15 protein-coding genes are annotated in these 16,808 nt (G+C 65.2%); 2 read left to right on the top strand and 13 right to left on the bottom strand.

The window, feature by feature from the left end; genetic code table 11:
- Nucleotides 1–11: 11 nt before the first annotated feature.
- On the top strand, nucleotides 12–1,097 hold the full coding sequence (locus JWQ90_RS11500) for a hybrid sensor histidine kinase/response regulator (protein WP_299693772.1): 1,086 nt from the start codon (nucleotides 12–14) through the stop codon (nucleotides 1,095–1,097).
- Between the two features lie 65 nt (nucleotides 1,098–1,162).
- Here JWQ90_RS11500 and JWQ90_RS11495 read toward each other — a convergent pair whose 3' ends face one another.
- From JWQ90_RS11495 to JWQ90_RS11435, 13 genes are all read right to left on the bottom strand, one after another.
- Nucleotides 1,163–2,215, bottom strand: coding sequence for a hybrid sensor histidine kinase/response regulator (locus JWQ90_RS11495; protein ID WP_299693771.1), 1,053 nt, complete (start codon nucleotides 2,213–2,215; stop codon nucleotides 1,163–1,165).
- A gap of 10 nt (nucleotides 2,216–2,225) precedes the next feature.
- Nucleotides 2,226–3,782, bottom strand: coding sequence for a bifunctional phosphoribosylaminoimidazolecarboxamide formyltransferase/IMP cyclohydrolase (purH, locus tag JWQ90_RS11490; RefSeq protein ID WP_366919501.1), 1,557 nt, complete (start codon nucleotides 3,780–3,782; stop codon nucleotides 2,226–2,228).
- A gap of 23 nt (nucleotides 3,783–3,805) precedes the next feature.
- Entirely contained in the window at nucleotides 3,806–4,039 is a 234-nt protein-coding gene (locus JWQ90_RS11485) for a helix-turn-helix domain-containing protein (protein ID WP_299693769.1), read from the bottom strand.
- A 283-nt stretch (nucleotides 4,040–4,322) separates the two neighbouring features.
- On the bottom strand, nucleotides 4,323–5,198 hold the full coding sequence (gene prmA, locus JWQ90_RS11480) for a 50S ribosomal protein L11 methyltransferase (protein ID WP_299693768.1): 876 nt from the start codon (nucleotides 5,196–5,198) through the stop codon (nucleotides 4,323–4,325).
- Between the two features lie 147 nt (nucleotides 5,199–5,345).
- Nucleotides 5,346–6,704: an acetyl-CoA carboxylase biotin carboxylase subunit gene (gene accC, locus JWQ90_RS11475; RefSeq protein ID WP_299693767.1), complete on the bottom strand. Its 1,359-nt coding sequence runs from the start codon at nucleotides 6,702–6,704 to the stop codon at nucleotides 5,346–5,348.
- 54 nt (nucleotides 6,705–6,758) lie between these two features.
- A complete protein-coding gene (gene accB, locus JWQ90_RS11470) occupies nucleotides 6,759–7,217 on the bottom strand; it encodes an acetyl-CoA carboxylase biotin carboxyl carrier protein (protein ID WP_299693766.1) in 459 nt (152 codons plus the stop codon).
- A gap of 52 nt (nucleotides 7,218–7,269) precedes the next feature.
- On the bottom strand, nucleotides 7,270–7,713 hold the full coding sequence (gene aroQ / locus JWQ90_RS11465; RefSeq protein WP_299693765.1) for a type II 3-dehydroquinate dehydratase: 444 nt from the start codon (nucleotides 7,711–7,713) through the stop codon (nucleotides 7,270–7,272).
- A gap of 151 nt (nucleotides 7,714–7,864) precedes the next feature.
- Nucleotides 7,865–8,404, bottom strand: a complete 540-nt coding sequence (locus JWQ90_RS11460; protein WP_299693764.1) for a TlpA disulfide reductase family protein — start codon at nucleotides 8,402–8,404, stop codon at nucleotides 7,865–7,867.
- A complete protein-coding gene (locus JWQ90_RS11455) occupies nucleotides 8,404–8,865 on the bottom strand; it encodes a protein-disulfide reductase DsbD N-terminal domain-containing protein (RefSeq protein ID WP_299693762.1) in 462 nt (153 codons plus the stop codon). The genes JWQ90_RS11460 and JWQ90_RS11455 overlap by 1 nt, the downstream gene beginning before the upstream one ends.
- A complete protein-coding gene (gene cutA, locus JWQ90_RS11450) occupies nucleotides 8,862–9,188 on the bottom strand; it encodes a divalent-cation tolerance protein CutA (RefSeq protein ID WP_299693761.1) in 327 nt (108 codons plus the stop codon). The genes JWQ90_RS11455 and cutA overlap by 4 nt, the downstream gene beginning before the upstream one ends.
- A gap of 123 nt (nucleotides 9,189–9,311) precedes the next feature.
- Nucleotides 9,312–10,637 (bottom strand): UDP-glucose/GDP-mannose dehydrogenase family protein, encoded by a 1,326-nt coding sequence (locus tag JWQ90_RS11445; RefSeq protein ID WP_299693760.1) that lies wholly within the window; start codon nucleotides 10,635–10,637, stop codon nucleotides 9,312–9,314.
- 85 nt (nucleotides 10,638–10,722) lie between these two features.
- Nucleotides 10,723–12,075 (bottom strand): hypothetical protein, encoded by a 1,353-nt coding sequence (locus JWQ90_RS11440; RefSeq protein WP_299693758.1) that lies wholly within the window; start codon nucleotides 12,073–12,075, stop codon nucleotides 10,723–10,725.
- Between the two features lie 112 nt (nucleotides 12,076–12,187).
- Nucleotides 12,188–13,432 (bottom strand): sulfotransferase, encoded by a 1,245-nt coding sequence (locus tag JWQ90_RS11435; RefSeq protein ID WP_299693755.1) that lies wholly within the window; start codon nucleotides 13,430–13,432, stop codon nucleotides 12,188–12,190.
- 96 nt (nucleotides 13,433–13,528) lie between these two features.
- Between JWQ90_RS11435 and putA the strand changes: the two genes are divergently transcribed.
- Nucleotides 13,529–16,735 (top strand): bifunctional proline dehydrogenase/L-glutamate gamma-semialdehyde dehydrogenase PutA, encoded by a 3,207-nt coding sequence (gene putA, locus JWQ90_RS11430; RefSeq protein WP_299693752.1) that lies wholly within the window; start codon nucleotides 13,529–13,531, stop codon nucleotides 16,733–16,735.
- The last annotated feature ends 73 nt before the right edge of the window (nucleotides 16,736–16,808 follow it).

Genomic DNA, 16,808 nt, shown 5'->3' with positions numbered 1-16,808 from the left:
TTCAGGAATTCATGGATAAGGATCTGATCTTCGTCGTGGACGACCAGGCGTCCAACATCGAGGTCGTGACGGCGCTGCTGGAGCGCGCCCACTATGAAGTCGTGCCCTCGCTGTCCGGTGAAGAGGTGCTGGAGCACTGCCTGCAGCGCACACCGAGCCTGGTGCTGCTCGACATGCGCATGCCGGTTATGGACGGTTTCGCGGTCTGCGAACATCTGCGTGCGAACTCGCGTACCGCCGATGTGCCGATTATTTTTTTGACCGCAGCGCGTGAACGCGACGGTGTGATCCAGGCTTTCCAGCGCGGCGCGGTGGATTACGTCACCAAACCCTTCGTCGCCGAAGAACTGCTGGCTCGGGTCAAAACCCATATCGAACTCAAGCGCGCCCGCGATCACCTGGCGCTGATCGCGCAGGAGCGCGCCGACCTGACGCAGATCGTCGCGCATGATCTGAAGAATCCGCTGGCCAGCATCCTGTTTGCGCTGGACCTGATGGACCGCGGCCAGGACACGCCGGAGCGCATGGTCGGCGAGATCCGCGAGAGCGCGCAGCACTGCCTCAAGTTCATCGACAGCTATCTGGGCCGCTGGGCCAAGTCCACCGATCTGCGCACGGTCGAAATGACTGCACTGAACCTCGCGCCGGTGATCAGGGCCACCATCGACAGTTTCAATCTGCTGGCACATGAACGCGGCATGACGATCTCGGCGGATATTGTCGATGATCCCGAAGTGATGGCGAACGCGACCGCCGTGCGCCACGTGATCGAGAACCTGATCTCGAATTCGCTGCGTTACGCGCCGGCCGGCGGCACCATCAGCGTGCGCTGCGAAACCGGCCGCTCCGGCATGGCGCGCGTATCGGTCGCGGATCGCGGGCCTGGCGTGCCGCGCGACCGGCAGCAGCAGTTGTTCAAGCGCTATGTGCGGCTGCAGGCAAACGCCGACGTGCAGCATGCCAGCGGCCTGGGCCTTGCGATCTCCAAGGAAGAAATCACCCGCATGTCCGGCCATCTCTGGTACGAGGATCGCGAGGGTGGTGGATCGGTGTTTTCGTTCGTACTGCCGCGAGTCGGCTTTGAACCCCCCACGTAGGTCGGCAATCCTTTGCCGACGTGTGCTCTCTGATCACTTGAGCACGTCGGCAAAGGATTGCCGACCTACGGCGCCAGCGGCAGCAGCAGGCTGAACACGGCGCCTTTGCCCACGCCCTCGCTGTAAGCGCTCAGGCTACCGCCGTGCAGCGTCGCCAGATGCGCAGCGATGGTCAGCCCCAGACCCAGCCCGCCGCCGCGCGATTTGCCGCGGCCGCCAAGGCGGAAGCGGTTCAGTAGATCGGGCAGCAACTCGGGCGCGATACCGCGCCCGTTGTCGCTGACGGTAATGCGCGCCTGCGTGCCGTCGCGATGCAGGGCGAGCGTGACGCTTCCGTTCTTCATCGAAAACTTGACAGCATTCGACAGCAGATTGCTCAGGATCTGCTGCAGACGTTCGGAGTCGGCGAGCACCAGCGGCATGCCGGCTTCGATGCTGCGGCTGATCGTGATCTGTCGGGCCTGGGCGGCGTCGGCGACGCTCTTGATCGCGCCGTCGATGACGAAGCCCGGCTCGATCGCGGCCACATCGATTTCGAGCTTGCCGGAGGCCATGTGCGACACGTCGAGCAGGTCGGAGATCATCTGTGCCTGCAGCCGCGCGTTGCGGTCGATGGCATGCAGGCCCTGACTGAAATCCGTGTCGCGCGGCCGGCGCATCAGGATATCGGACCAGCCGATGATCGAGTTCAGCGGTGTACGCAGCTCGTGGGAAACGGTCGACAGGAATTCGTCCTTCTGTCGTTCGGCGTTGCGCGCGTTCAGCAGTGCAGCGACCATCGACAGCAGAACCGGGGGTTCCGCAGCGGAGTTCAGATAAGAAGCGGAAGGTTCGCCATTGGTGACTTTGCCGGCGAACGTCGCGGCGATATGCAGTACGGGAACGACGCGGTGCGCGCCCGGATCGCGCAGGTGGTTCGCAAGATCGTAGCCGTCGGCGTCGGCGTCGGCGTGCTCGTGATCGATCAGGATCAGGTCGAGGCCGTTTGCGATCAGGGGCAGCGCTGCTTCGGCATTGACGGCGGTATCGATTGAATAGCCCGCCGAACTCAGGATCTGTACCAGGTCGGACTGCGCTGCCGGTGTCTTGCTCACGACCAGCAGCTGTCCGTCGCTCATCGTCGCGGTGTCAGTGGCGGAAGTGGCGCATGCCGGTGAAGACCATCGCCATGCCGGCCTCGTCCGCCGCCTTGATCACTTCGGAATCGCGCATCGAGCCGCCCGGCTGGATCACCGCCGAAATGCCGGCCGTGGCGGCGGCGTCGATACCGTCGCGGAACGGAAAGAACGCATCGGAAGCCATCACCGATCCGCGCACCTCGAGCTTCTCGTCTGCGGCCTTGATCCCGGCGATGCGCGCGCTGTAGACGCGGCTCATCTGGCCGGCGCCGATGCCGATGGCCTGACGGCCGCGGGCATAGACGATCGCATTGCTCTTGACGAACTTGGCAACTTTCCACGCGAAGATCAGGTCGTGGATCTCGGCCTCGGTGGGTGCGCGCTGCGTGACGACTTTCAGGCCGTCGGCGGTGATCATGCCGCGATCCTGATCCTGCACCAGCAGGCCGCCGCCGATGCGCTTGTAGTCGAGGCTGGGGCCGGCGATTGCAGGCCAGTTGCCCGATTCCATCACCCGCAGGTTCGGCTTGGTGGCAAGCACGCTGCGCGCTGCGGCGCTGATCGAGGGCGCGATGATCACCTCGACGAACTGGCGCCCGACGATGGCCGCGGCCGTGACGTCGTCGAGCTCGCGGTTGAAGGCGATGATGCCGCCGAAAGCGGAGGTCGGATCGGTCTGGTAAGCCAGCTCATACGCGCGCTCGATGCCGTCGAGGCTGACCGCGACGCCGCAGGGATTGGCATGCTTGACGATCACGCAGGCCGGCTTGACGAAGGACTTCACGCATTCCAGCGCCGCGTCGGCATCGGCGATGTTGTTGTACGACAGCTCCTTGCCTTGCAGCTGGCGCGCCGCGCCGAGCGTCCCCGGCGCGGCATCGCGCTCGGCGTAGAACGCCGCCTGCTGATGCGGGTTTTCGCCATAGCGCAGATCCTGCTGCTTGTGGAACTGCAGGCCGAGCGTGCCGGGAAAGCGTGCGGCTTCTGCGCCTGCGACGCGGCTGCTGAAGTAGGCGGCGACCGCAGCGTCGTAGCGTGCCGTCAGCGAATAGGCCTTGGTCGCGAACTGTTCGCGCTGCTCCAAAGTGGTGCCGCCGCTTTTGAGCGCAGCCAGCACCGGTGCGTAGTCGACCGGGTCGACGACGACCGCGACATCGGCGTGATTTTTCGCCGCTGCGCGCAGCATCGCCGGGCCGCCGATGTCGATGTTCTCGACTGCCTCGATATGCGTGAAACCGGGGCGGGCGATGGTCTGTTCGAACGGATACAGGTTGAGCACGACCAGGTCGATCGGTGCGATGGCGTGTTCCGCCATCACCGCGTCGTCGACACCGCGGCGGCCGAGAATGCCGCCGTGAATTTTCGGGTGCAGGGTCTTGACGCGGCCGTCCATGATTTCGGGAAAGCCGGTGTGGCGGCTGACTTCCGTCGCGGTCAAGCCGGCGCCGAGCAATTGCCTATACGTGCCGCCGGTCGACAGCAGTTCAACACCCAGGGCCTGCAGCGCGCTTGCGAACTCGACGATACCGGTTTTATCCGAAACCGAAAGCAAGGCGCGACGCACCACGCGGGTGCTGCCGACGGGGCTGCTCACGGCGCGGGTTTCGCTGCGATGCGGTGATGGCGCAGCTTCTTGCGCAGCGTTGCGCGATTGAGCCCGAGCATCTCGGCGGCGCGTGACTGGTTGTTGTCGCAATAGCGCAGCGTCGCGCGCAACAAGGGTGGCTCCACCTGGTCGAGAATCATGTCGTAGAGCTCGGCCGGAGAATGGCCATTGAGACTGCGAAAGTAGTCGTCCAGGCATTCCGAAACTGAATGGCTCAAGGGCTTAGCGTCGGTAGCCGTTCGATGTGCAGACATACAAGCCCTCAATTGCTTCGGTGCGTCACGACCTCGCCCTGGCGGCATGCATCGCCCGAGGTCTTGTTCTCTTAGGGGGCGCGAATCATAGCGCCAACGCCGGCCCGAAAAAAGCGCGCGATGGACCAGGACCGGTGATCGGGGCGGCAGTGGCCTCTGTCAGTTACAAAATTTTTTTTAGCGCGCGCGCTCGCAGTGCGGATGCAGGCACTATTGATTTCGTCAGGCAAGGCTTCAGCGCAAGGCCCTAGCGACGGCGTGCGGCCAGCCGCGTCCAGCCTTCGCGCTTGCCCTCGGGCGCGAAATCGAACCAGGGCGCGTACGCGCCGCGTACATCGTCGGCCTGGCGATCGAGCAGGCCGGCGAGCACGATCCAGCCGCCGGGTCTGATCGTTGACGCCAGCAGCGGCGCCAGATCGATCAGCGGCCGGGCGAGGATGTTGGCCAGCACCAGGTCGGCTGGGAACGGTGTCACCGCAAGTTCCGGTGCGACTGTGGTCAGTCGATCGGCGACGCCGTTGGCTGCGGCATTGGCGAGCGTCGCCTGGATTGCCTGCGGATCGATGTCGTAAGCCACCGCGCTGGCGGCGCCGAGCTTCAGCGCCGCGATCGCCAGGATGCCGGAGCCGCAGCCGTAGTCAAGCACGCTCCAGCCGTCGACCTCGTGAGTCGCCAGCCACTCCAGGCACAGGGCGGTGCTCGGGTGCGTTCCGGTGCCGAAGGCGAGGCCCGGATCGAGCAGTAGGGTGACCGTGCCGGGCTCGTCGACGCGCTTCTCGTGCGGGCAGACCCACAGCCGCGTGCCGAATTTCAACGGCGGGCAGTCCTTCAGCCAGACGCGAACCCAGTCCTGGTCCTCGACCAGTTCGGTTTCGATCTTGATGTCGTCGCCGTCGGGCAGTTGCTCGCGCAGCGCTGACAGGGTCGGCGCGAAGTCATGCATTTCGGGGAACAGGCCGAGCGTGACGGTGTGGGTCCACAGCGGGGTCTCGCCCGGTAGCGGTTCCAGCACCGGATCGTCTTCGGCGTCGATGAAGCTGACCGCGCTGGCACCGGCGGCCTGCAGGATTTCGTCGACGAATTCGGGATAGCGCGAGTGGACGCGCAGTTGCAGCCAGGCCATATGGGAATGCCGGAACTAAAACGGGGAGCGATTATCGCTCCCCGTGAGTGCTTGTGTGCGAACCGTAGGTCGTATACGGACTCGTCCCACCCATGCCGACGTGGAACTCCGATATGCGGAGCGTCGCGTCGGCAAAGGATTGCCGACCTACTCGGTCTGCCATTCGGCCAGCATGTCCGCGAGGTAGTGGATGTTGTGCTCGCCGCGCTGGAAGGTCTTGTCCGACATGATCCGCTTCTGCAGATTGATGTTGGTGTCGATGCCCTCGATGATCATTTCCGACAGCGCGTGCTGCATGCGCTCGATCGCCGACTTGCGCGTGTTGCCCCAGCAGATCAGCTTGCCGATCATCGAGTCGTAGTGCGGAGGCACGCGGTAGCCGGTGTAGATATGCGTGTCCATGCGCACGCCCGGGCCACCCGGAGCGTGATACTTGGTGATCGTGCCGGGCGAGGGGATGAAGGTGCGCGGATGCTCGGCATTGATACGGCATTCGATCGCGTGGCCACGCATGCGGATATTGCCCTGCTTCTTGGTCAGCGCCTTGCCGCTGGCGATGCGGATCATCTCGCGGATCAGGTCGACGCCGGTGACCATTTCGGTGACCGGGTGCTCGACCTGGATGCGCGTGTTCATCTCGATGAAGAAGAAGCGGCCCTGCTCGTACAGGAATTCGAAGGTGCCGGCGCCGCGATAGTTGATGCGCTTGCAGGCCGCGACGCACAGCGCGCCGATCTCGTCGCGCTGCTCGTCGGTGACGCCCGGTGCGGTGCATTCCTCGACGACTTTCTGGTTGCGCCGCTGCATCGAGCAATCGCGCTCGCCGAGGTGGATCGCATTGCCCTGGCCGTCGGCCAGCACCTGCACTTCGACGTGGCGCGGCGTCTCCAGATACTTCTCCAGAAACACGGTCGCGTCCTTGAACGCGTTCAGCGCCTCGGTGCGCGCGATCTGGATCTTCTCCAGCAGCTCGGGCTCGGCGCGCACGACTTGCATGCCGCGCCCGCCGCCGCCGGAAGCGGCCTTGATCAGCACCGGATAGCCAACCGCTGCGGCAATCTCCAGGCACTTGGCCTCGTCTTCGGGCAACGCACCGTCCGAGCCGGGCACGCAGGGTACGCCGGCCGCGATCATCTCGGCCTTGGCGTTGGTCTTGCTGCCCATCAGCCGGATCGTCTCGGGACGCGGGCCGATGAAGATGAAACCGGAGCGCTCGACACTTTCGGCGAAGTCCGCGTTCTCCGACAAAAAGCCGTAGCCGGGATGGATCGCGTCGGCCTGGGTGATCTCGGCGGCGCTGATGATCGCCGCCATGTTCAGATAGCTTTTCTGCGCCGACGCCGGGCCGATGCAGACTGCCTCATCCGCCAGCAGCACATGCTTCAGGTCGCGATCCGCCTGCGAATAGACGGCAACGGTCTTCAGACCCATCTCGCGGCAGGCGCGCAGGATGCGCAGTGCGATCTCGCCGCGGTTGGCGATCAGAACTTTCTTGATTTCCGCCATGTTCGGGCAGCCCTATCCGAGCACGAGAACGTTATTTGATTTCGTCATTTCGTTTCACTCGATGACGAACAGGGGCTGATCGAATTCCACAGGGCGTTCGTTTTCGACCAGAATGTCGACGACCACGCCGGCGCGGTCGGACTCGATCTGGTTGAGCATCTTCATCGCCTCGATGATGCACAGCGTCTGCCCGACCTTGACCGTCTGGCCGACTTCGACGAAGGCCTTGGCGCCGGGTGAAGGCGTGCGATAGAACGTGCCGACCATCGGCGCGCGCACCACGTAACCACTGGGCTTGGGCGGCGCGGCGGGAGCAACCGGCGCCGCGACGGCGGCGGGAGCGGCCGGAGCCGGAGCGGCCACCGGTGCTGGCAGCGCTGGCGGCAGCGCGTAATGCAGCGGCTGCGTCTGGCGGCTGATGCGGACTGATTCTTCGCCTTCCTTGACCTCCAGTTCGGAGATGCCGGACTGTTCGACGAGTTCGATCAGCGTCTTGATTTTGCGCAAGTCCATTGTGATTTGAGTTCCCCTGTCAGTGCCGGTGTCCGGCTGATGTATGGCTGATTCATGCTGGATTGAGCCGCGCGTGCGCGGCCTGCAGCGCCAGGCCATAACCCTGAGCGCCCAAGCCCAGGATCACGCCCACCGCAATGTCGGAAAAATACGAGTGATGCCGGAAGCTCTCGCGTGCATGCACGTTGGAGAGGTGGATCTCGATAAACGGGATCGCGACGCCGAGCAGGGCATCGCGCAGGGCCACGCTGGTATGCGTGAAAGCGCCTGGATTGATCAGCACGAAGCCGACGCCCTCGGTGCGCGCCTGATGCAGGCGGTCGACCAGAACGCCCTCGTGATTGCTCTGCAGGCAGCTCAGCTGGTGCCCCAGGTCCGCCGCCTGCTGGACCAGGCCGGCCTCGATTTCAGCCAGGGTCGTGGCCCCGTAAACGCCCGGTTCACGGGCGCCGAGCAGATTCAGGTTGGGGCCATTCAGCAGCAGCAGATGGCTCACGAGGAGTTTCCGATGACGGGAGTCCGGATTCTGCCCGAGCTTGCTGCGAAGAACAACTTTGTAGGATTTTGCCGTCAGGTTAACCGCTGATGCTGGCGGGTTATCCTATTTTGGTCTGGGTGGTTACCCGTATCGACGAATGCCCGCTGTTTCAGCCCGCGGGCAGGTGCTGCTCGATGAGCTTCTGCAGGGCGTCGCGATCGAACTCGCCGTGCTTGCGATAAACGATGGTGCCATTCGCATCGATCAGCACGGAGTATGGCAGGGCACCGAGCGTGTCGCCAAGTGCCTGCATCGCGGTGACGATTTCGGTGTCGCCGACCAGTACCGGATAGTTGATGCCGAGTTCCGGTGCGCTGGTCTTCACGGCCTCCATATCGTCCATCGCCGGACCGACGATCTGCAGGCCGCGAGCGCCGTATTGCTGCTGGATTTCCAGCAGCATCGGGATCTCGTGCAGGCAGGGCGCACACCAGGTCGCCCAGAAATTTACCAGCACCAGTTTGCCGCGCCACTCGCTCAGCTTGCGCGGCTGCGCGTTCAGATCGTTGAGCGTGATTTCCGGTGCCAGGCATGCGGTCTGATCGATCACGCTCGGCTGCGCGAGGTAGCGATAGACCGCGAAGCCGCCGATCGCGGCGACCACGCACAGCCCGATGATCGTCAAGCCTTGAATCGCGCTGTTGCGCATCAGCGTACCGTCTCCACGGTTAGCACTCGTTCCTGCGGGGGATAACACACTAGATTTTCGGCGCAGCCCTGGTAACGGATGCGGACTTTTTGCGGCGGCGTGGCCGACGGGGTTTTATACCGGGCCAGCAGACGGTCGCGGAACACCCGAACCTCGCCGAAATGTTCGTCGTGATGTGTTTCGCCCGCCCGCAGATCCGATTTGCCGAGTACCAGGTTCGCCGGTGCCAGCACGACGACGCCGAACTTGTCGCGGTACAGATAGCAGCCCGGCGCGGCATCGATGCCGATGATCAGCTGGCCGTTCTGCCACAGCGCCGGCTGCACACGGAAGGCTTCATCGACGGGGAGAATTCGGTCGGATTGCTCACGCGGTTGCAGCAGACTGCCGTCAGCGATCGCCGGCTGCGCGCTCAGTGCCAGTGCGGCGACGATCAGGAGGCTTCCGATGCGCGGGTTCATGCCAGAGGCCGGGTGGTGTCGACGACCCATTGCCGATAGGGCTCGTGTGATGCGTCCCATCGGACCGCGATGATTTCCGGAAGTTCGTCAGGGTGTTGCGCCAGCACGGCCTCGCGCAGCGCCTCGAAGCGCGATTGAACCGTCTTGATCATCAGCAGCGATTCCTCGTCGTGCTGCACGCCGCCTTTCCAGCGATACACCGAACGCACGCTCGGCAGGATATTCACGCAGGCCGCGACATGCGCTTCGACCAGTGCGACCGCGATAGCTTCCGCGCTGGCAGGCGGGCAGGTGACGTAGACCAGTAGTGCGGTTTCGCTCACGAGAGGCGTCCTGTGGCATGGAACGGTAGGAGCGGGTCATACCCGCGACTGCGACCTTGAAGAGCACAGTCGCGGGTATGACCCGCTCCTACCGTTGCGGATTGAAGTTTTGCGGTGATCGTTTCAGATCTCGCCGCGGCCGATCGCGTAGTAGTGGAATCCGGCCTGTTTCAGAACCTCGGGTTCGTACAGATTGCGTCCATCGACGATCACCGGGTTCTTCAGCAGCGTCTTCAGCCGCGCGAAGTTTGGCGAATGGAACACGCGCCACTCGGTGACGATCGCCAGCGCATCGGCGCCGTCGCAGGCGGCTTCGGGGGTATTCACCAGGATCAGGTCCGGCCGCTCGCCGTAGAGGCGCAGGCACTCGTGGCTGGCGACCGGGTCGTAAGCCCGGATCGTGCCGCCGGCCGCCCAGACTGCCTCCATCAGGTCGCGGCTCGGGGCCTCGCGCATATCGTCGGTCAGCGGCTTGAACGCCAGGCCCCACAGCGCAATGGTCATGCCGCGCAGCGAGCCGAGACTCTTTTCGAGCTTGGCGTAGACCCGTGTTTTCTGCCGGTTGTTCACCGACTCCACCGCCTGCAGCAACTGCGCATCGAAGTTCGCGCCGCCAGCGGTATGCACCAGCGCCTTGACGTCCTTGGGGAAGCAGCTGCCGCCGTAGCCGCAGCCCGGGTAGATGAAGTGGTAGCCGATGCGCGGATCGGCGCCGATGCCGACGCGCACCTTCTCGACGTCCGCGCCGAGGGCTTCGGCGAGATTGGCGATCTCGTTCATGAAGCTGATCTTGGTGGCGAGCATCGCGTTGGCGGCGTACTTGGTCAGCTCGGAGCTGCGCACGTCCATCACGATCAGCTTGTCGTGGTTGCGGTTGAAGGGCGCGTAGAGCGTGTGCATCGCGTCCGCGGCGCGCTCGCTGGAGGCGCCGACGATGATGCGGTCGGGCTTGTTGAAATCGGCCACCGCGGCGCCTTCCTTGAGGAATTCGGGGTTGCTGACCACGTCGAAGGGGACGCTGACGCCGCGCGCTGCCAGCGCCGCGGCGAGGGTCTGCTGGACCCGGTCAGCGGTGCCCACCGGCACGGTCGACTTGCTGATGACGACGCGGTACTGGTCCATGTGCTGGCCGATCGAGTTCGCCACCGCGAGCACGTACTGCATGTCGGCCGAGCCGTCCTCGTTGGGCGGGGTGCCGACGGCGATGAACTGGTAAGTGCCGTGGGCGACGCCTTCGCCGGCGTCGATGGTGAAGCGCATGCGGCCGTCGCGGACATTGCGCTGGAGCATGTCCTCCAGGCCCGGTTCATAGATCGGGCACTCGCCGCGGCGCAGCCGCTCGACCTTGGCCGGGTCCACGTCCACGCACAGCACGTCGTTACCCGCATCGGCAAAACACGCCGCGGTGACCAGGCCGACGTAGCCGGAGCCGAAAATAGTGATGTTCACGCAGGTCCTTGGATGCCAACGGGGATGCAGGTTGCAGATTGTACGAGGCCGACTCGGACAGCGTCACCCGGTCACTGACGAGCCTTTACTCGCGCGGGTCGCCAAAAGGCAGCTCCAGCGACACGCCGATGCTCGCCGAGCCGTCGCGCGGCAGGTTCGGATCGGTACGCGGAAAACTGTATCCGGCCGCCCATTCGGCGAACAGGCGATCGCTGAGAAAAGGGTGCCGGTACAGCACGCGCCCGCCGTACTCGTAGAGCGGCTCGGGTTCATCGGTCTCGCCGCGGATGAAGAGTTCGTAAGCCAGGCCGCGCTTGTTTTTCAGGTTGTGGTAGAGGATTGCGGAGTTGCGCCAGTTCAGCCCGCCGGTTTGTTGCGAGACCGTGCCGACCGTGTACCAGCGTGCCAGGTAATGCTGGGATAGCACGTGGCTGTAGTCGAAGCTCTGAGTTACGCCAAAGCCATCGTCGGTATTCCAGAACGGCGTGGTCTTGATGTAGGCGACGTCGTCGTCGTCCGAGTAGAGCGTGTAGCGCAGCTGTCCCTGTACAAAGCCCATCGGCGGGCCGAGGCCGCGCACGCCGACACGAAAGCTGGTCTGCAGGTTGTGCCGGTCCGGCAGGCTGTAGCCGAGGCCGGCCAGCCATTCGTTCTGTTCGCTCAGGGTCGGGAAGGTGGAGCGCAGTTCCGAGGTATCGGTACGTCCGCGCACGAAGTCCTCGTCGTTCTCGCGGCCGACGAAGGCCGAGAGCTGGTTCTTGGCCGTGGGCAGATCGAATTCGACATGCAGCCGCGCCCGCGAGTCGAAGCCCTCGAACTGGGAATAAACGTTGGACACCTCAAGGAAGCCGCGGGTGCGGCGTGCCGACGCGGCATCGCCGGACTTGCCGAACAGACCGTCGAGCCACAGCGCGGCGTTGCAGGTCTGCTCCTCGAGCAATTCGCGGGTGTCGTCGATCAGCATGATTTCGTCGGCACGTTCGGGACGGTCGCAGGGATCATTGGCCGACGTCGCCGTCGTCGGCGGCTCTGCCGGGCCTGCGGTCTGGTCGGGCTCGGGCTGTACCGGCGCCTCCGGCGTTGCCTGGGACACGTTCGCCTTGTCGGTGACGATCACCGAGTGATCGGTGTTTTGACTGCCGCGATGCTTGTTCGTGTCCGTGGTTTCGGCCTCGCCGGCCGGATGCTCGATGGCGGCCAGCGTTCCGGCAGAGTCGGCCGCTTCGGTCGGCGTGGTTTCGTCGGTCGCGGTTTCGACTGCGTCCGTCGCAGGCTTTTGCTGCGCCGAGGGTTCGGCGCTCGTCTCCGGCACGGAGGCGGACGGCGCGTTTTGTTGCGATGCGCATGAGCACAACAGCAACAGGGACGGCGCCATCAGCAGAGCGGCGGACGGCGCGCGCGCGCCGAGTGCAGACAGCCTGATCACCGATACCAACATCCCCAGCGTTCTCCTGGTCGTCGGCCGGTGCCGCGACGTGTCCCTTGGTGCGGCGAGTCTCAGCAGCGCCGGCTTGCCGCCGGCTTAAGCCTGGCGGCGGTGCATCAAGGGCTTAGAGATGCTGATGGAAGCGTTCGCGGTAGCGGGCGAACTGCCGATCGACGGCAGCTTCGGTCAGGCCGAATTGCTCGAGCGTGTACTGGTGGCGGCCGCGCTTGTGCTGCGGATTGGCGTCCTTCCAGGACAACATCGCCTGTTGCGCCTGCGGCGTGAAGCCGTAGCCGAAGCGCTCGTAGATTTCGCCAATCGCTTTGAGTGGATCGGCCACCATCGCGCGGTAACCGACATCGGCGAAGCGCGCGTCGCCGATGCGTTCGCGCAGTTCGATCGTGCGGTCGTTGACGCCGCTGATACGTGACAGAATGTTCGGCCCCAGTTCCTGCAGCGGCGCGTTATCGCTGGTCAGCGTATGCATCACGCTGAACAGGCTGCACAACGACGGCATCACCTGCGCGGGATCGCGATGCGTCTGCACGATCACTGCGTCCGGGAAAGTATCGAGCAACGCCTCGAGGCCATAGATATGGAACGGTGATTTCAGCACCCAGTGATCCTTGGGATGCCGCCATTGCAGATGCTGCAGCTGCACGCGGTAGTCGGCGTAGGCAGCGCGCAGATCCTGCTGGTCGAACCATCGTTCATACGAAGGAATCCGCGCCATCAGCTCGTAGGCTGCGGTTTTCATCGTCGCCTGTAGCAGGCCTACGCACTCCTCGGGTTCGCCGGCCACCAACTCGTGCGCGGTCGCGAAGTCCGGCGCCATCCAGTCCAGTGATTTCAAGCGCCGCGCGGTCTGCTTGATGCGGGGGTCGCTCAGGTAGGTCGCGGCTTCGGGTGGGGGCGAGGGATGAAACATTTCCCAGGTCTGCAGCGAGCGCACCGCGGGATCGCGGGCCAGCAGGCGCTGCAACATCGTCGAGCCGGTACGCGGCAGGCCGACGATGAACAGCGGACGCCGCACTTCGACATCCAGAATTTCTGGGTGGGCGAGCAGATCGCGGCGCAGCAGAAGGCGGTTGCTGAGCGTGCGGTGCAGGTATTCGCGCAGCAGCACGCGGCCGATGGTATTGAGCTGCGAATCCTGTGCCAGCGAGCGAGTCAGAACTTGCAGGCCCTCGCGGAAATCGTAGTCGCCCCAGTCGCTCAGGCCGGTGGCGCGCTCGGCGCGGGCAATCAGTGCGGCCGGATCGAGGCTGGGTGCGCTGGGCGCACTGCGGCCGATCCGGTTGAGCAGGCGTATCGCCAGCGGGCGCGGCGAGCGCTCCTCACCCCCGACAGCTGCGGGCGCGGCGTTCATGAGCAATGACCAGGGCTGGGACTGGGTTCTTTCCCCGGGGGCGATACCCGGCACCTGGCTTCTACAATGACCAACATTCTGTCTGGACTCCCCGACATGACCGTTTCCTCGAAGTTCGTATTCGCCGATGCACCGCCGTCGCGCGACGCGCGCTTCCTGGCGATCACCGGGCACTGGCTTGCCGACGAGACCAGCCTGATCAACCGCCTCTGCGCTCTGGCCGAGCTGCCTCCCGAGCAGGCCGCCAGCGTACAACGCAGCGCGGCGGAGTGGGTGCGGCGCGTGCGCGGACTCAAGAGCGGCCAGAGCCCGCTGGATGCCTTCATGCGCCAGTACGACCTGTCGTCGGAAGAGGGCGTGCTGCTGATGTGCCTCGCCGAAGCGCTGCTGCGCATCCCGGACGACGAAACCGCCGAAGCCTTGATCGCCGACAAGCTGTCCGGCGCTGACTGGGAGAAACACCTGGGCCGCAGTGATTCCCTGTTCGTCAATGCCTCGACCTGGGGGCTGATGCTGACCGGCCGCATCGTGCGCCTGTCGCCGCAAACCGCTAACAACTTCCGTGCCGCGATCAACCGCATGGTGGGGCGTTCCAGCGAGCCGGTGATCCGCCTCGCGGTGCGTCAGGCGATGAAGCTGATGGGCCACCAGTTCGTGATGGGCCGCGACATTGCCGAGGCACTCAAGAACAGTCGCGACCGCGACCAGCGCAGCTACCTGCACAGCTTCGACATGCTCGGCGAGGCGGCGCTGACCCAGGCCGATGCGGACCGCTATTTCAAGGCGTATCGCGATGCGATCGACGCGATCGGCAGCTATCCCGATCCGAACCACGACGGCGACGTGGCCCAGCGCCCCGGCATCTCGATCAAGCTGTCGGCGCTGCATCCGCGCTACGAGTTCGCGCATCGCTCGCGCGTATGCATCGAGCTGAGGCCGCGCCTGCTGGCGCTGGCGCAGATGGCGCGCGCGCAGAACATCGGCCTGACCGTCGACGCCGAAGAGGCCGATCGCCTGGAGCTGTCGCTGGACATCGTCGCGCCGGTGTTCGCGGACCCCTCGCTGTCCGGCTGGGGCGGCTTCGGTATCGCGGTGCAGGCGTTCCAGAAGCGGGCGCCGGCGCTGATCGACTGGCTCGAGGAACTGGCGCTCACCACCAGGCGCCGGCTCGCGGTGCGCCTGGTCAAGGGCGCGTACTGGGACACCGAGGTCAAGCGCAGCCAGGAGCAGGGGCTCGCCGGTTATCCGGTATTCACGCGCAAACCGAATACCGACGTCGCCTACCTGGCCTGTGCGCGCAAGCTGCTGAGCCGGCGCGAGACGTTCTATCCGATGTTCGCGACACACAACGCGCACACCATCGCCGCGATCCGCGCTTATGCCGGCGATGATCATTCGCTGAAGGCCGGCGCCGGTTATCCGGCTGCGACAGCGGCCACAGGCTACGAATTCCAGCGTCTGCATGGCATGGGTGAGGCGCTCTACGACGTGGTCAAGGAAGAATGGCCGGCGCCCTGCCGGGTGTACGCCCCGGTCGGCTCGCATGAAGACCTGCTGCCCTACCTGGTGCGCCGTCTGCTGGAGAACGGCGCCAATACCTCGTTCGTCAATCGCATCTTCGACGAGCAGGCCGAGCCCGAACAGCTGGTCGCCGATCCGGTTGCGGCGGTGCAGGCCTTGCCGGTCAAGATCAACCCCTCGTTGCCCTTGCCGCAGGATCTGTACGGCTCGGCGCGACGCAATTCGGCCGGGCTCAATCTGGCCGACGAAGCGGCGATGCTGGAGCTGTCGGCGGCGCTGGCCTCAGTGGCGGTGACCACGCGTGCCGAATCACTGCTTGCCTCCGGCGCCGCGCCTGCGGGCAAGGCCCGGCCGGTGACCGATCCGGCAGATCGCCGCCGCGTGCTCGGCGAGTGGATCGCCTTCGATCCTGCGCGCGTGCCGGCCGTGATCGACGCGGCGGTGAAAGCGCAGCCGCGATGGAACGCGACGCCGGTAGCGGTGCGCGCCGAAATGCTCGAGCGCGCCGCCGATCGCCTGGAGTCGCGCCGCGCCGAATTCATGCATCTGCTGATCCGCGAAGCCGGCAAGACCATCGGCGACGCGATCACGGAGGTCCGCGAGGCGGCCGATTTCCTGCGCTACTACGCGGTGCACGCACGCCGGCTGCAGGCGGCGCCGGAAGTGATGAACGGCCCGACCGGCGAGCACAACGAACTGCAGCTGCACGGCAAGGGCGTGTTCGTCTGCATCTCGCCGTGGAACTTTCCGCTGGCGATTTTCACGGGCCAGATCGCGGCCGCGCTGGTCACCGGCAACACTGTGGTCGCCAAGCCCGCCGAGCAGACCAACCTGGTCGCCGTGACGATGGTGCAGCTGCTGCGCGATGCCGGCATTCCGGCGGATGTGCTGCAGTGCGTGCTCGGTGAAGGCGAGGTCGGCGCGGCGCTGTGCGGCAGCGCCGAAATCGCCGGCGTCGCGTTCACCGGCTCGGTGGACGTCGCGCATGCGATCAATCGGCAGCTGGCGGCTCGCCGCGGTCCGATCGCCACCCTGATCGCGGAAACCGGCGGCCAGAACGCGATGATCGTCGACTCGTCGGCGCTGCCCGAGCAGGTGGTCAAGGACAGCATCGTGTCGGCCTTCCATTCCGCCGGCCAGCGCTGCTCCGCGCTGCGCGTGCTGCATCTGCAGAACGAGATCGCCGACAAGGTTCTGCACATGCTCGGCGGCGCGATGCAGGAGCTGGTGATCGGCGATCCGGCGCTGCTCGGCACCGACATCGGCCCAGTCATCGACGAGGCCGCGCGCGGGCGGCTCGCCGGCCACGCGGCGCGGCTGCATGCCAAAGGCAGTGTGCTCGAACAGCTGGCGCTGCCGGATTCCTGCAAGCACGGCACTTACTTCCCGCCGACGGTCGCGGCGATCGAAGATATCGGGCAGCTCGACGGCGAATATTTCGGCCCGATCCTGCATGTCGTGCGCTACCGCGCGCGCGATCTCGACGAGGTGATCGCCGGCATCAATCGCAGCGCTTATGGCCTGACCCTGGGCGTGCATTCACGCGTGGAGAGCACCTGGCGGCGAGTCCAGACGCAGGCGCGGGTTGGCAACTGCTACATCAATCGCGGAATGACCGGCGCGGTGGTCGGCTGTCAGCCTTTCGGTGGAGAAGGCCTGTCCGGTACCGGCCCGAAAGCCGGTGGACCGCACTACCTGTTGCGGTTTCTGGCGGAACGCACGCTGACGGTCAATACCTCGGCAGTGGGTGGCAATGCGAGATTGCTGGCAGCCAGCGGCTGAGATCTCTCGCGCACGTCGGCAATCCTTTGCCGACGTGCGCGGCGCTATGCGCAATCGAGACCTCGTGTCGGCA

It is taken from the genome of Hydrocarboniphaga sp. (assembly GCF_028291725.1).
In the GTDB taxonomy this organism is placed as follows: domain Bacteria; phylum Pseudomonadota; class Gammaproteobacteria; order Nevskiales; family Nevskiaceae; genus Hydrocarboniphaga.
This window is presented reverse-complemented; position numbering and strand designations above follow the sequence as displayed.

Coding starts and splice junctions, on each gene's coding strand:
- JWQ90_RS11455 (WP_299693762.1), bottom strand. CDS start 8,865: ATGAACCCGCGCATCGGAAGCCTCCTGATCGTCGCCGCACTGGCACTG.
- putA (WP_299693752.1), top strand. CDS start 13,529: ATGACCGTTTCCTCGAAGTTCGTATTCGCCGATGCACCGCCGTCGCGC.
- JWQ90_RS11460 (WP_299693764.1), bottom strand. CDS start 8,404: ATGCGCAACAGCGCGATTCAAGGCTTGACGATCATCGGGCTGTGCGTG.
- prmA (WP_299693768.1), bottom strand. CDS start 5,198: ATGGCCTGGCTGCAACTGCGCGTCCACTCGCGCTATCCCGAATTCGTC.
- JWQ90_RS11435 (WP_299693755.1), bottom strand. CDS start 13,432: ATGAACGCCGCGCCCGCAGCTGTCGGGGGTGAGGAGCGCTCGCCGCGC.
- accC (WP_299693767.1), bottom strand. CDS start 6,704: ATGGCGGAAATCAAGAAAGTTCTGATCGCCAACCGCGGCGAGATCGCA.
- JWQ90_RS11500 (WP_299693772.1), top strand. CDS start 12: ATGGATAAGGATCTGATCTTCGTCGTGGACGACCAGGCGTCCAACATC.
- accB (WP_299693766.1), bottom strand. CDS start 7,217: ATGGACTTGCGCAAAATCAAGACGCTGATCGAACTCGTCGAACAGTCC.
- JWQ90_RS11495 (WP_299693771.1), bottom strand. CDS start 2,215: ATGAGCGACGGACAGCTGCTGGTCGTGAGCAAGACACCGGCAGCGCAG.
- JWQ90_RS11440 (WP_299693758.1), bottom strand. CDS start 12,075: ATGTTGGTATCGGTGATCAGGCTGTCTGCACTCGGCGCGCGCGCGCCG.